Annotated in this window: 13 protein-coding genes and 6 tRNA genes; 4 read left to right on the forward strand and 15 right to left on the reverse strand. The window is 35.0% G+C overall.

The window, feature by feature from the left end:
• Positions 1-31: 31 nt before the first annotated feature.
• Positions 32-181 (reverse strand): 50S ribosomal protein L33, encoded by a 150-nt coding sequence (gene rpmG, locus ACFQ3N_RS08785; RefSeq protein ID WP_390361513.1) that lies wholly within the window; start codon positions 179-181, stop codon positions 32-34.
• A 186-nt stretch (positions 182-367) separates the two neighbouring features.
• Here rpmG and ACFQ3N_RS08790 point away from each other — a divergent pair, with 186 nt between their 5' ends.
• Both ACFQ3N_RS08790 and ACFQ3N_RS08795 read left to right on the forward strand, forming a co-directional pair.
• Positions 368-589 (forward strand): hypothetical protein, encoded by a 222-nt coding sequence (locus tag ACFQ3N_RS08790; RefSeq protein ID WP_390361514.1) that lies wholly within the window; start codon positions 368-370, stop codon positions 587-589.
• Positions 590-630: 41 nt separating this feature from the next.
• On the forward strand, positions 631-1134 hold the full coding sequence (locus tag ACFQ3N_RS08795) for a hypothetical protein (RefSeq protein ID WP_390361515.1): 504 nt from the start codon (positions 631-633) through the stop codon (positions 1132-1134).
• Between the two features lie 54 nt (positions 1135-1188).
• On the opposite strand, the gene ACFQ3N_RS08800 is transcribed toward ACFQ3N_RS08795, so the two are convergent.
• From ACFQ3N_RS08800 to ACFQ3N_RS08850, 11 genes are all read right to left on the reverse strand, one after another.
• Positions 1189-3330 (reverse strand): peptidoglycan D,D-transpeptidase FtsI family protein, encoded by a 2142-nt coding sequence (locus ACFQ3N_RS08800; protein ID WP_390361517.1) that lies wholly within the window; start codon positions 3328-3330, stop codon positions 1189-1191.
• A gap of 72 nt (positions 3331-3402) precedes the next feature.
• The gene (locus ACFQ3N_RS08805; protein WP_390361519.1) at positions 3403-4674 is read right to left on the reverse strand and encodes an MFS transporter; all 1272 of its coding nucleotides are present in this window, start codon (positions 4672-4674) and stop codon (positions 3403-3405) included.
• Between the two features lie 126 nt (positions 4675-4800).
• On the reverse strand, positions 4801-5412 hold the full coding sequence (locus ACFQ3N_RS08810) for a superoxide dismutase (RefSeq protein ID WP_390361520.1): 612 nt from the start codon (positions 5410-5412) through the stop codon (positions 4801-4803).
• A 206-nt stretch (positions 5413-5618) separates the two neighbouring features.
• Positions 5619-5694 (reverse strand) — tRNA-Phe (locus ACFQ3N_RS08815).
• 240 nt (positions 5695-5934) lie between these two features.
• Positions 5935-6027: transfer RNA gene (locus ACFQ3N_RS08820), tRNA-Ser, on the reverse strand.
• Between the two features lie 9 nt (positions 6028-6036).
• A tRNA-Ile gene (locus ACFQ3N_RS08825) sits at positions 6037-6113 on the reverse strand.
• Positions 6114-6126: 13 nt separating this feature from the next.
• Positions 6127-6202: transfer RNA gene (locus tag ACFQ3N_RS08830), tRNA-His, on the reverse strand.
• A gap of 19 nt (positions 6203-6221) precedes the next feature.
• Positions 6222-6298 (reverse strand) — tRNA-Met (locus ACFQ3N_RS08835).
• 7 nt (positions 6299-6305) lie between these two features.
• A tRNA-Asn gene (locus ACFQ3N_RS08840) sits at positions 6306-6377 on the reverse strand.
• A gap of 346 nt (positions 6378-6723) precedes the next feature.
• Positions 6724-8352: a Na/Pi cotransporter family protein gene (locus ACFQ3N_RS08845; protein ID WP_390361522.1), complete on the reverse strand. Its 1629-nt coding sequence runs from the start codon at positions 8350-8352 to the stop codon at positions 6724-6726.
• 241 nt (positions 8353-8593) lie between these two features.
• Positions 8594-9238: an NfeD family protein gene (locus ACFQ3N_RS08850; protein WP_390361524.1), complete on the reverse strand. Its 645-nt coding sequence runs from the start codon at positions 9236-9238 to the stop codon at positions 8594-8596.
• Positions 9239-9294: 56 nt separating this feature from the next.
• Between ACFQ3N_RS08850 and ACFQ3N_RS08855 the strand changes: the two genes are divergently transcribed.
• Positions 9295-9618, forward strand: a complete 324-nt coding sequence (locus ACFQ3N_RS08855) for a hypothetical protein (RefSeq protein WP_390361526.1) — start codon at positions 9295-9297, stop codon at positions 9616-9618.
• Positions 9619-9653: 35 nt separating this feature from the next.
• Here the strand turns inward: ACFQ3N_RS08855 and ACFQ3N_RS08860 are convergent, their stop codons facing one another.
• Positions 9654-10079, reverse strand: a complete 426-nt coding sequence (locus ACFQ3N_RS08860) for a hypothetical protein (RefSeq protein ID WP_390361528.1) — start codon at positions 10077-10079, stop codon at positions 9654-9656.
• Positions 10080-10263: 184 nt separating this feature from the next.
• Between ACFQ3N_RS08860 and ACFQ3N_RS08865 the strand changes: the two genes are divergently transcribed.
• Positions 10264-10548 carry a DUF2624 domain-containing protein gene (locus ACFQ3N_RS08865; protein WP_390361530.1) on the forward strand — a complete coding sequence of 95 codons (285 nt, stop codon included), beginning with the start codon at positions 10264-10266 and terminating at the stop codon, positions 10546-10548.
• 38 nt (positions 10549-10586) lie between these two features.
• Here ACFQ3N_RS08865 and ACFQ3N_RS08870 read toward each other — a convergent pair whose 3' ends face one another.
• On the reverse strand, positions 10587-11480 hold the full coding sequence (locus ACFQ3N_RS08870) for a deoxyribonuclease IV (RefSeq protein ID WP_390361532.1): 894 nt from the start codon (positions 11478-11480) through the stop codon (positions 10587-10589).
• Positions 11481-11514: 34 nt separating this feature from the next.
• Positions 11515-12828 carry a DEAD/DEAH box helicase gene (locus tag ACFQ3N_RS08875; RefSeq protein WP_390361533.1) on the reverse strand — a complete coding sequence of 438 codons (1314 nt, stop codon included), beginning with the start codon at positions 12826-12828 and terminating at the stop codon, positions 11515-11517.
• Positions 12829-12857 lie beyond the last annotated feature (29 nt).

Raw genomic sequence — 12857 nt, forward strand, 5'->3', positions numbered from 1 at the left:
TGGTAAGAGCATGGTTTTTACTTCGAAACAATTATTTTGTTTCACGATGCAATGTGTATTTTTTTAGACGTGGACAATATTTCATAAGCTCTAAACGCTCAGGATTAGTACGCTTATTTTTTGTAGAAATGTAGTTACGTTCGCCTGTTTCAGTACAAGCTAGAGTAATATTTACGCGCATGATTTTCCCTCCAAACTATAAAAACTTCCTTTGTAGGCATCTATTAAATCGTTTCAGACTTAATTATAATAGCAGAAAATTGATAATCAATCAAGACAATACTATGTAAAGTGGTAAAATCTTAGTATTTTCACTTCTTCAATTGTATGTTATAACTAATAATGAATATGAAATGGAGGTAGCAATATGATTTATGCAGCACTTACAATTATTACCATAGCAGTCGTTTTATTTATTTTATCATTTTTTATGAATGATAAATTTGAAGACTTGGAGAACCAATTGGAACAGTTCTCTATATCAACCATGAAAGATAATTATCAAATAAAGAAAAAATTAAAAGTTTTAGAAGAGGAATTACTAACAGACGATATGGCAGAAGAATTGTTACATAATGAATCAAAATAATCACCAATGAGTTTAATTACCTAAAAATGAAGGAGATTACAATGAAACAACCAATTCGCTCATTTTCACTAGGACTACTAACAGCAGGAGTACTTTTTTTGATCGTAATTTACTTTTCTGGAGATTCCACCACAGCAATTGAAGAAACATCTATCGAAGATTTGATTGTAGCTGTTGAGGACGATGGATATCATGTTTTAACACAACAGGAGTATATCTCTAAATCTGTAGGTGAAGAGAAAGAGGAGACAGAAGAAACTACCGAAGAAGCTGAAAATACCAATCAGTCAGATGAGAATAACTCTAGTGAGGAAGAAAATGACACACAAGAAGATACAACTAGCACTTACACATTATCGATCGATCCTGGCGTAACACCTTCAGAAATTAGTGATATATTATTCGATAATCAAATAATTGATAACGCTTCTGATTTCACACAGTATTTAGAGAATGAAGACTATAGTTTAAAAGTACAAATTGGTGAGTATGAATTATCGAGTGAGATGAGTCATTATGATATAGCCGAGGAAATTACCAACTAAAACGTAAAAACGCCTAACCTTCTTTTAAAGAGGGTTAGGCGTTTTAGTTCTCATCTATTCATCTTCATCATCATCGGCTTCGTCTTCATCACTATCAGCATCCTCCTGTACGTTCTCATCCCGATTTTCCTTCATTTCAAAATACGTATCCAAGATTCTCTCGCCAATCCGGTTGCTAATAGGATGCTGATTATTTACCTTGCCTGTATTAGGCGCAACTACCGCAAATGCTACTTCTGGTTCATCAAAAGGTGCATACCCAACTAATGTAAGATTTTCCGTGTCAATTTTCCTACCATCCTCAAAAACTTCATTTTCCGCCGTACCAGTCTTTCCGGCGGGGTTATAATCTTTATCACCAAAATAGTTTACAGCAGTACCTCCAGTTGCTTGAAATGCCCTGCGAAATCCTTCTTGTACCCGTTCGATAAGTGTGTCATCCATTACTATTCGATTTAATACTTCGGTGTTAACACTTTTATAAACTGATCCAAGTTTATCCTCGTAAGGAGTTGGTGTACGTATTTCCTTCAGAAAATGTGGACGGACACGATATCCATCATTTGCAATAGTAGATATATATTGTGCCAATTGCATGGTCGTAAATGTATCGTATTGTCCAATTGCAAAGTCCATTAACAAACCTGGATTGGAACTGCTCTCCCCTACATATCCAGTTGCTTCATATGGAAAATCTATACCAGTTCTTGAACCAAGACCAAATTGTCTAAAGTAATTACGCATTTCTTGAAAAGCACTTGTATCAAATGCGGCTTTACTACCATTTGGAAAAGGATATCTATGTTCTCCACCCATTTTCAAAGCTATATAGAACATGTAAACGTTAGAAGACCTACGCAGGGCATCATAATCATTTACCAGTCCTAGGTTTCGATAGGAACTTTTTTCTGGTGTACCAGCAATTTTGATCGTTCGGTCATTAAATACTTGTCCAGGTGTAATTACACCTGACTCATACCCCGATAAAACGGTTGCTCCTTTGATTGCGGAACCAGGACGGTGCTGGTCATAAAGCGTTTTAAATGCGGCATCAGAAAATCCTTCTCCATCATAATGCTGACCAGTTGAAGCCAATATTTCACCTGTTTGCGGATCTAATACTACAGCAAGCGCATCTTTCATATAGCGATTTTGATACGGGTGTTTCTTTATAGCTGCATCAAGCTCTTCACGGACTATAGTATCGACCTTTTCTTGAAATTCCATATCGATACTCAAGACTAAGTCCTTTCCACGCTCGCCCTCCACAACTACTTCTGAATCTATTACATTACCATTTTTGTTAGTTGTATACTGTATTTGCTCTTTTCTGCCACGCAAAATATTCTCGTATTGTTCTTCTAACCCACTTCTCCCAACACGATCGTTTCTACTGTAACCTCTTGTCAGATAATATTGTTTATTTTCAGCAGGTATCCCTTGCTCCTGTGATGTAATACTACCTATAAAGTTACTAAATGTACTTTCATACGTATACTCACGATCCCAATCAGTTGTTGCATTAATTCCAGGTAACTCATCTAAGTGTTCTGCAACTTGTGCATATTCTTGCGGTGTAATATTTGAATTTTTAACAATTTGCGGTGTTAATGAATACGCTTTGTCGAGTTCCTTTTTTATCAGGATGATTTCGTTATCTTTTTCTGATAAACCGCTGATTTCTTCTTCAGTAATACGATCTAGCATAGTATTATATTGCTCGGCATTACTCATGTCAGCTGCTTCTTCTGGTGGTACTCGACTATCTGCTAGTTCCTTATTTTCTTCGTCTTTTAAGTACCAGTATTCCTTTTTATTCCTTTCTGTAATAGTGTTTAAGGTGGCCTTCCTCTCTTCCTCATTATCGGGAAGCATGGTAATATAATTAGATAAATTTTCAGCAACATCAAGTCGATCGTCCGCTTGAGTCCCTTTTGCTGGTGTATATGTGATAGAATATAAAGGTTTATTGTCTACAATGACATTATTATATCGGTCATACATTTTTCCGCGAGGTACAGGTATTTTAGTTGTATCCTTAATAGTACGGTCAATTTCTTCTTGAAAATCTTCCCCATTTAAAATTTGAACAACTCCGAGTTGTAAAATTAATACAGAAAACAATAAAAATACAACAAAAAATAATATATTCAATCGGAAGGGAAGTTGTGATTTCTTCTTTTTCTTTTTCTCCATAAATGCTCCCCCATTATCAAAGATTCAAATCATAACTTATTATATCATTTATTCAAGTAAATTCTAATAGTACTACCGATTTTTTTCATCTGTTAACTGTTCTTTTATCATAACTTCTTTTTTATTAGGACTTGATAAATAAATATCCTTGATAAAGAAGTAAATAACAAGATGACCTACCCCAAATATTGCTAATAAAAACGGTATTACTGTTTCAGCAGACGATAAACTTACTGCTATTAGAAAAATAAGAATAGAGGTAACTCGTCCCGCATTGACAAATAACTCCCTAACGACAATGTATTCCACTCTTAGTTCTTTTGCTTTCGATGCTTTGCCAATAACATCATAAGTCATAGAAACATATGGCACATTTATAATCGGATAAGCAATACCAATGAGAATAGCATAAATGATCAACAGCATATAACTAATATTGAACAATATGATATACAAGGAAAAATATAGAATGATCCCACCAATTAAGATTGCTTTTTTTCGATTTGACGGTTTAATAAATCGTGTTGCAATAAAGTAAAAGATAAAGGATAGGCCTGAAAGAAATAAATTAAACATTCCAAGCGCAAATTCACTTTGAGTTATCAAATAAACCCATATTGCAATCACAAACAAGAATATACCTTCTCTTAACCCCTGAAATAGATGAGCGTTTAATATTCTTCCCCAGTTTTTATTATGCTTTCTCTCCTCCAAAATTCGTTTAAAATGAAAACTCCCTTCTGCTTGGCGGCGATTTAAAAAGAAACTGCATATTACCGCACAAATGAATAATATAAACGAAATGGTAAAGATAGTATTATATCCAACATTTGCTTTCATGTTAGCAATAATCGTACCAGCAAGTATTGGGCCAATCATACCACCAAGAGACTGTAATACACCAAGAAATCCATTAAAGAAATCTCGAGTATCTGGCTCTGTAATTTCAAAGGTCAGTAAATTAAAGGCTAGCCAATAGAAACCAAACCCAATTCCTAATAAACTGCCTAAGATGAAATTATAAGTTGCTGCCTTTTCTCCTATTAATAATACACTCAAAAAAAATAGCGATAAAAAGATTACCCCTAAACGTAAAACAATTACACGGTCCATTTTTTTTGCCATTTTCCCAGCTACTATAAAGGTTATTGGTTGCAGCAAATAAATCCCTAAATTGTACATTGCTATGGTTATATAATCGCCGGATTGTTTCCAAAGATATATATTTACAAAAGTATTAGAAAGAAAAATCCCCAATGAGTAAAGACCACCAATAACCAATAAAAATAGAAGATCACGATTTATATCAATCTTTCCGAAGATGTGTTGTAATCCTTTACGCATATATCAATACCCCTTTTGTTGTCTATAATAGTTTAATCAAATAATGCTTAGATATACAAAAGAGATACGTATACAATAAGAAAAAAAGGACGTGAGATTTAATCCCACGTCCTTTCTATTTATGATTTACTTAGCGTTGTTATAGTTTTTACTTACTTCATCCCAGTTTACAACGTTCCAGAATGCAGATGCATATTCAGGACGCTTGTTTTGATATTTAAGATAATAAGCATGTTCCCACACATCAAGACCTAAAATAGGTGTCTTTCCGTCCATTACTGGAGTATCTTGATTTGGTGTGCTTGTTACTTCAACTTCTCCATTAGATACTACTAACCATGCCCAACCAGAACCAAAGCGCGTTTTTGCTGCTGTTTCAAATTCCTCTTTAAATTTATCGAAGTTTCCAAATTTAGCAGTGATTTTGTCCGCCAGTTCTCCTGTTGGTTCTCCGCCACCGTTTGGTGAAAGGACTTTCCAGAATAGGCTGTGATTTGCGTGTCCCCCACCATTATTTCTAACAGCAGTGCGTACACCTTCAGGAACAGCATCTAGATTGCTTAATAAATCCTCAAGTGATTTATCTTGAAGCTCTGCATGCCCTTCTAAAGCACCGTTTAACTTTGTAACGTAAGTATTGTGATGCTTAGTATGATGAATGTTCATTGTTTCTTTGTCAATTGTAGGTTCTAAAGCATCATATGCATAAGGTAACTCTGGTAATTCAAATTTTGCCATGGTTAAGTTCCTCCTTCAATAATGTGTTATCAAAAGGATTAATATTCCTTTAAAATTAACATTATCAAAGGTTCATTACTCTTGCAAATTATATGCATGTAATTACTATGTAAATAGTGTAAATTCTTCCTTTTTGCCCGTTTACTAAATAATGCCAAAAAAATAAACAAGCTAATCGCTTGTTATCGTGTAGTTCATCATTTAAATGGTGGCTCGGGACGGAATCGAACCGCCGACACACGGATTTTCAGTCCGTTGCTCTACCGACTGAGCTACCGAGCCATAAAATGCTTATAATGGTATTTAGGTCTCGCTTGTAATATAACTTTGATGTTTCTCATTGATGCTTTGTGCTCGTCGTGTTGCAAGTGAATTCGGTGATGTCTCACTCCTCGCAAGCCTGCACCTGGATGCTTATTCATAGGTGGTGACGGCTCTCTACCGACTGAGCTACCGAGCCATAAAATGCTTATTATGGTATTTAGGTCTCGCTTGAAATATCTTTTTCTCGGAAATTATGTATGGAGGAGGAAGAGGGATTCGAACCCCCGCGGGCTTTGACACCCCTGTCGGTTTTCAAGACCGATCCCTTCAGCCAGACTTGGGTATTCCTCCGAGTTTTAATGGTGGACCCTGCAGGACTCGAACCTGCGACCGATCGGTTATGAGCCGATAGCTCTAACCAGCTGAGCTAAGGGTCCTAAATTTCTTATATGGGGCGACCGATGGGGATCGAACCCACGTATGCCGGAGCCACAATCCGGTGCGTTAACCACTTCGCCACGACCGCCATATGAGATTTATAAAATTGGTAGCGGCGGAGGGGATCGAACCCCCGACCTCACGGGTATGAACCGTACGCTCTCGCCAGCTGAGCTACACCGCCATCAAGGCTCCACAGGTAGGATTCGAACCTACGACCGATCGGTTAACAGCCGATAGCTCTACCACTGAGCTACTGTGGAATAATAATGAAATCTGTATTGTTCTAAATGTATCTACTATGTTTCAAACTGCTATATTTATGTGTTAAAAATTATTAGCGACGAAATATAATTTATCATGTACGACATGATCTGTCAATAACTTTTCCCAAATAAATTTTTTGTGATTCACAAAACTTATTTGAAACACCATTAATTACTATAGCATTTACGATGCTAATTTTCAATTGATATTTTATTATTTATTAAAAAACAAGCAAATTATCACAAAAATGAACGACCTTTCCTGATAATAATCAAGAAAAGGCCGCCAATCAAGTAAACCTTTTATAAGTAAGTATAATCATATTTCGTGTGTAAATTCGTTTTACTTATCACCAAGTACTTCTTCTGCAATATTTACTGCGTGATCACCAATTCGTTCTAAGTTACTTATAATGTCAACAAACACAATCCCTGCTGAACCATTACACGCTCCTTCGTTCATTCGTATAATGTGTTTCTTACGATACTTACGTTCCAATTTATCAATTTGATCCTCTTTTTGTACAACGGCTAAGGCTTCTTCTCTGTCCATCTGCTCAAGAGCCTTAACAGCCTGTTGCACAGTCATTATGGTTAAGTCAAACATATCATTCAGATCTTCTTGTGCTTGTTCTGTTAGATCTACTTTATTAGAAATTTTATAATCAATTAATTCTATAATATTCTCAAAGTGATCACCAATTCGCTCAATATCACGAACAGAATCAATCAATGCTGTATGTTTTGCACTTTCTATTTCTGACATAGACCTTCCAGATATTTCCACTAGATAATCTGTAATTTTACGGTCTAAATTATTTAAAGCTCCTTCAATCTGTATAGCCATCTCAGAATGTTTCTGTTGATGAGTATTTAAATAAAGGCTTGTTGATTCTAGTCCTTTGTATGCGTATTCACCCATTCGGATGACTTCAGCTTTTGCCTGATCTAATGCTAAAGTTGATGATTGTTGGATGAATATAGGGTCTAAATGCTTTGGTTTATACTCAACTATAACGTCTTCTCCAGGAATGATTTTTGTAACTAACCATGCAAGTGCACCAATAAACGGAAATTGGATTATCGTATTAGCTATATTAAAACTACCATGTGCAAATGCAATTGTCATTTCGGGATTTAGATCGAATTGGCTTTGCAAGAATGATACATATTGAGTAAATAGACCTATAAATACTAAAAACACCGTAGTACCTAATAGATTGAAAATCACATGGGTAAATGCAGCTCTTTTTGCAGCTACTGAAGCACCTATACCAGCTAAAACCGCTGTGATAGTCGTACCTATATTATCACCAAACAACACTGGTACAGCTGCTCTTAATTCAATAGCACCCTCAGAAAAAAGTCCTTGCAGAATACCTATTGTTGCAGATGAACTTTGTACAACAAATGTAAATACGGTACCAATTACAACACCTAATATAGGATTACTACTCATGTTTAATGTCAGTTCCTGAAACGCTTGTACTTCACGTAGCGGAGACATCCCACTACTCATTAATTCCAGACCGAAAAACAAAGAACCAAAACCAAATATAGTTTGTCCAATTGCATTAACTTTCTTATTTCTAAAAAAGAACAAAGTCATGGCACCAATTGCCATAATAGGTAAAGCGTACTCACCAATATCAATACCGATAATAAACGCAGTCACAGTTGTTCCAATATTTGCTCCCATTATAACACCAATTGCTTGTCTTAATGTCATAAATCCAGCATTAACCAAGCCAACAGTTAACACAGTAGTACCAGAACTACTCTGAATTAGTATGGTTACAATAATACCAGCTAAAACGCCTAAAAAAGGATTACTCGTAAATTTATCAAGGATATCCCTTAATCGGTCACCTGCTGACTTTTGCAATCCGTCACCCATATATTTTATTCCCAAGAGAAAAATTCCTAGTCCACCAATAAATTCAAATATAAGTGTTTGTACATCGATTTCCAAAGGTTACTCAACCCCTTCGTTTATGTTGAATTTTGTCGCATGCTTTATCTATTATTGATAAATCATTTAGTTTTGTAAAGTGATACATTAAAAATTTACATTAAATTTACATTCCATTTTCTAAAACGATTATCTTATTACCTATACCCTATTATTAATTGTCTCATTCTGACTATTTATGTAATAAAAAGATAACACCCACGAACTAATACGTCCAATGAGGGTTATCTTTTCAGCATTACTACTTCATTTTTTCTACCTGAATCCTTGTTCCATCCACGTGCACCACTTTTACTGAAGTACCTTTTGAAATCCATTGACCGTTTGACACGGCACTGTAATCTTTATTTTTTATTCGTATGGTTCCAACTGGGCGTAAATCATTTAATGTTTCTCCTTCTTCATTTAACAATCCTTCATATGAACTATTCATTGAACTGTAGCCTTCTTCTTTGGTAAGGCGATCTACCAAGGTAATTTTAGACCACATATCCCGGCGTTTAAAAACTTTTAAAAACAGTAGAGAAGTAATGGCACCAACAAGTACACCCATAACGGCATACATTCCTGCAAAAAAGTTAGGCGCAGCTAATGCAACCGCAGTTAACATGCTTCCCAAACCAATTGTTGCAAGTGTGCCATCATTTACAAGTTTACCATCAATAATAATAAGTACTAAACCAACAAAATAAATAATAAGCATAATAATAAAGGAGCTTGTTTCTAAGTAGACAGAAAAATAAACGGTAATAAATCCAATTCCTAATAAAGCAAAAAAACCACGCATATTGGTTAAGACTTCACCAATTAAAAATAATGTCCCCAACCCAGTTATTACAAATCCAATCCAATTATATGAAAATATTTCTATTTTCCACACCTCCATTTACAGTAATTATACGTATTAAAGAAGAATAATGTTTCAAAAAAGGAGTAAATAATATGAAACGCATGGCTATCTTACTTTTTATTATATTATTTCTTGCCAGTATTTATAAAGATTTAACTATTGGAGTATTATTTTCTCCTGAAGATGAAAATGAACCACAAACACAATATACAACCAGTAATTATACAATTATAAAAATAAAAGTTCAGCCTGGGGATACCGTATTGTCAATCATGGAAGAGTTAAACAAAGACAATTTCCACACTATAGATATCACAAAAACACTTACTGATTTTCAAGAAATTAATCCAAATATAGATCCACATATCCTGAAAAATAATGAATTTTATTACTTCCCACAGTATCATAATAATTAGGAAAAGGGCTGACATATAGTCAGCCCCTTTTTTTTTTATACATAAGGAAGTACAAAAAGGGTTATTAAAATCGATATGGCACCTGCAACAATCGCAGTATTGCCTAACGTATCTGCACCTCGATTTTTAGAAATGAACCCTAATATTATCCCTGCTCCACCGAGTATGACAGGCATCATAAAAAAGGAAATTAATGATAATATGAGCGCTGCCCATCCAACTGCACTATTGACTTGGGTACCCATATTTGTTTCTTTTTCTCCTGTTTTGATTGCCTCATCATAATCATCTGCAGTTAATTCAGTCGCCATTTCCTCATTTCTTTTGCTGTAAGGATCGATAGCACCAGGGGGGGAACCTTGATAATCTTCAAGGTCGGTTGAAATAATATCCTTATTTTCTTCCTCACCATGATTAGGTGGTTCTTCTACTTCATTCTCTCTTCGTTGAAATTCATCCATATACAAATGACCTCTCTTTCCTATAGTTGAGGTGCTTTCTTAGTTTATGGATACTTCACAATAATAATGGTGTTGTTTATTGGTAATTATCAAATGGAAGCATTCTTTTTCAAGATTTTTGTGAATTTTCTTATGTACCTTGCATATAGTAACTACTATGTATCCTGCATGAAGGAGTATGATTATGTCTAATTTCCTTAAAGAATTAATAATTAATAAGATGAAATCGTTATCCCAACAAGAGATTATCCAATACAGTAAACAATATGGCTTTAACATAAGCCAAGCACAAGCAAAAGATATAACAACTTACTTAAAAAGTCATTCTATAAATCCGTTTGAATCGTCAGATCGCGCAAAAATGTTTCGTGATTTAACACAGATCACAGATCAGGAAACAGCTACTAAAGCACGAAAATTATTCAACGAGATCATTAAATCCTATGGAATCGACCATTTGTTTAACTAAAAAACAAGGGAATAACGCTAAAATAGCGTTATTCCTTTTTACTGATTCATAATCTTATCTTTTAAGTCTGAAATAAAATCACCATTTCTAATCATTTCAATTTCAAATTGATACGGGGCTTTTTTATTTTTCTTATCCTCCCCAACATATGGTGTTTCTAGAATTTTTGGTAATTCTGTTAGTTGAGGATGGTGGATTACATGATGTAATGCTTCAAATCCAATGTGACCAAAACCAATATTTTCATGGCGATCTTTATGGGCACCTTGTTCATTTTTACTATCATTTACATGGATAACTTTTAGACGATCTATTCCAATAGTTTTGTCAAACTCGTTTAATACACCGTCGAAATCATTTACCACGTTATAGCCAGCATCATGAATATGGCAAGTATCTAAACAAACAGATAATTTCTCATTATGTGTTACCCCGTCCATTATTTTAGCTAATTCATCAAATGTTCGTCCAACCTCTGAGCCTTTACCTGCCATGGTTTCAAGTGCTATTTGTACATCTTTATCCTTTTCCAACACTTCATTCAGACCTTCAATAATCCTTTCGATACCTTTTTCAGGACCTGCTCCAACGTGTGCACCTGGATGTAACACAATTTGCCTAGCACCTAAAGCTGCAGTTCGATCTATTTCACTTCTTAAGAAATTAATGCCCAGATCAAATGTCTCTGGTTTTACAGTATTTCCAATATTAATGATATACGGAGCGTGTACAACTATATCAGCTATACCATGTTCGTTCATGTGTTGTGTGCCAGCATCAATATTAAGCTCCTCTATTGGTTTTCTCCTCGTATTTTGAGGTGCGCCCGTGTAAATCATAAATGTATTTGCGCCATAAGAAGTCGCCTCCTCACTTGAACCTAAAAGCATTTTCTTTCCACTCATTGATACATGTGACCCTATTTTCACCATATTGCTTCCCCAACTTTCATCTTAGTTTAATAAGTTACTTTTTATATTTAGCCTTTTTCGCTAACTCTCTTTTTATGGATTCTTGCTGCTTTTTCATTTTTTTCTTGTACCCGGGCTTTACCTTTTTGTTTTTCTTAACCTGTTGCCACGCTTCTTTATCAATATTTGTAGATGTTTTGGTTCGTAAATTACGTTCATTCCATGGTTTTGATGTTTCCCACTGCCCATTTTTAACATCAGAAAATAAAAAGGATAATCCTTTTTGTTCTAATTTTTCAATAAGTTTAATATCTTTTTCTTCATAAATACTTATTGCTGTTCCCTCTAATCCAGCTCTAGCTGTTCTGCCTACACGGTGAATATAAAAATCTTCTTCTTTTGGAAGCTGTGCATTTATAACATGACTAACACCTTTAATATCGATACCCCTTGATGCTAAATCTGTTGCTACAATATACTGATAACGTAACTGTTGGATATCCTTTAATGCACGCTTTCGCTCTCTTGGTGACAATCCCCCATGAATCAATCCGACATTTAAGCCCTTCTCTTGTAAAGCAATGGCTAATTTATTAGCATGCTCTTTTCCATTCGCAAATATAATGGCTAGATAAGGATGAATTGCCTTGGACAATTCTAAGATCACGGTAGCACTATCACGATGCTTCAAGGGAATCAATCGGTGTTCCATTGTTTCTGGAGATAGTTCATCATCAATTTTTACATGTAATGGATTCTCTAAATACTTTTTAAAAAAATGCTCTAAGCGTTGTGGAATAGTTGCTGAAAAAACGAGTAACTGAACATCTTTTTTGGAGCGAATCAATAATTGATCAACCTCATTAATAAACCCTAAATCAAGCATAAGGTCGGCCTCATCAATGACAAAAGACGTTGCAGAATATAAAGACAGAGCTTCTTCTTTTACTAAGTCAAGAATTCTCCCTGGGGTTCCTACAACAATGTGTGGGGGTTCCTTTAACTTGTCCATCATCTTCTGCTTGTCTGTCCCACCAACCAATAACTTTGCAAACCACTCTTCTTTTTTACCTGCAAATGCAATGATCTTTCTTACTTCTTCATAAATTTGCGTAGCTAACTCCCGAGTAGGTGCAGTAACAACAAATTGCACTTCCCGCTTTGTACTATCAATTTTATTACATAATGGTAATAAATAAGCATGGGTTTTTCCAGAACCAGTGTGTGATTGACCAATAACACTTTTCCCTTTTAATATCGATGGTATTACCTGTTGTTGTATGTCTGTTGGCTGGTGAAATTGTAGTTGCTCAATAACATCTAGCATGACAGGATGAAACGTATAATCCTTAAACTTGTTTGAATTCATTTATCGATTGCTCCTTTTGTATAATCATG

The organism is Virgibacillus byunsanensis, from assembly GCF_042675965.1.
In the GTDB taxonomy this organism is placed as follows: Bacteria; Bacillota; Bacilli; order Bacillales; family Amphibacillaceae; genus Virgibacillus_R; species Virgibacillus_R byunsanensis.

What these genes read in the sequence shown, in the direction of transcription:
- rpmG (WP_390361513.1), bottom strand. Translation starts at nt 181, where the DNA reads ATGCGCGTAAATATTACTCTAGCTTGTACTGAAACAGGCGAACGTAAC.
- ACFQ3N_RS08790 (WP_390361514.1), top strand. Translation starts at nt 368, where the DNA reads ATGATTTATGCAGCACTTACAATTATTACCATAGCAGTCGTTTTATTT.
- ACFQ3N_RS08795 (WP_390361515.1), top strand. Translation starts at nt 631, where the DNA reads ATGAAACAACCAATTCGCTCATTTTCACTAGGACTACTAACAGCAGGA.
- ACFQ3N_RS08800 (WP_390361517.1), bottom strand. Translation starts at nt 3,330, where the DNA reads ATGGAGAAAAAGAAAAAGAAGAAATCACAACTTCCCTTCCGATTGAAT.
- ACFQ3N_RS08805 (WP_390361519.1), bottom strand. Translation starts at nt 4,674, where the DNA reads ATGCGTAAAGGATTACAACACATCTTCGGAAAGATTGATATAAATCGT.
- ACFQ3N_RS08810 (WP_390361520.1), bottom strand. Translation starts at nt 5,412, where the DNA reads ATGGCAAAATTTGAATTACCAGAGTTACCTTATGCATATGATGCTTTA.
- ACFQ3N_RS08850 (WP_390361524.1), bottom strand. Translation starts at nt 9,238, where the DNA reads ATGGAGGTGTGGAAAATAGAAATATTTTCATATAATTGGATTGGATTT.
- ACFQ3N_RS08855 (WP_390361526.1), top strand. Translation starts at nt 9,295, where the DNA reads ATGAAACGCATGGCTATCTTACTTTTTATTATATTATTTCTTGCCAGT.
- ACFQ3N_RS08860 (WP_390361528.1), bottom strand. Translation starts at nt 10,079, where the DNA reads ATGGATGAATTTCAACGAAGAGAGAATGAAGTAGAAGAACCACCTAAT.
- ACFQ3N_RS08865 (WP_390361530.1), top strand. Translation starts at nt 10,264, where the DNA reads ATGTCTAATTTCCTTAAAGAATTAATAATTAATAAGATGAAATCGTTA.
- ACFQ3N_RS08870 (WP_390361532.1), bottom strand. Translation starts at nt 11,480, where the DNA reads ATGGTGAAAATAGGGTCACATGTATCAATGAGTGGAAAGAAAATGCTT.
- ACFQ3N_RS08875 (WP_390361533.1), bottom strand. Translation starts at nt 12,828, where the DNA reads ATGAATTCAAACAAGTTTAAGGATTATACGTTTCATCCTGTCATGCTA.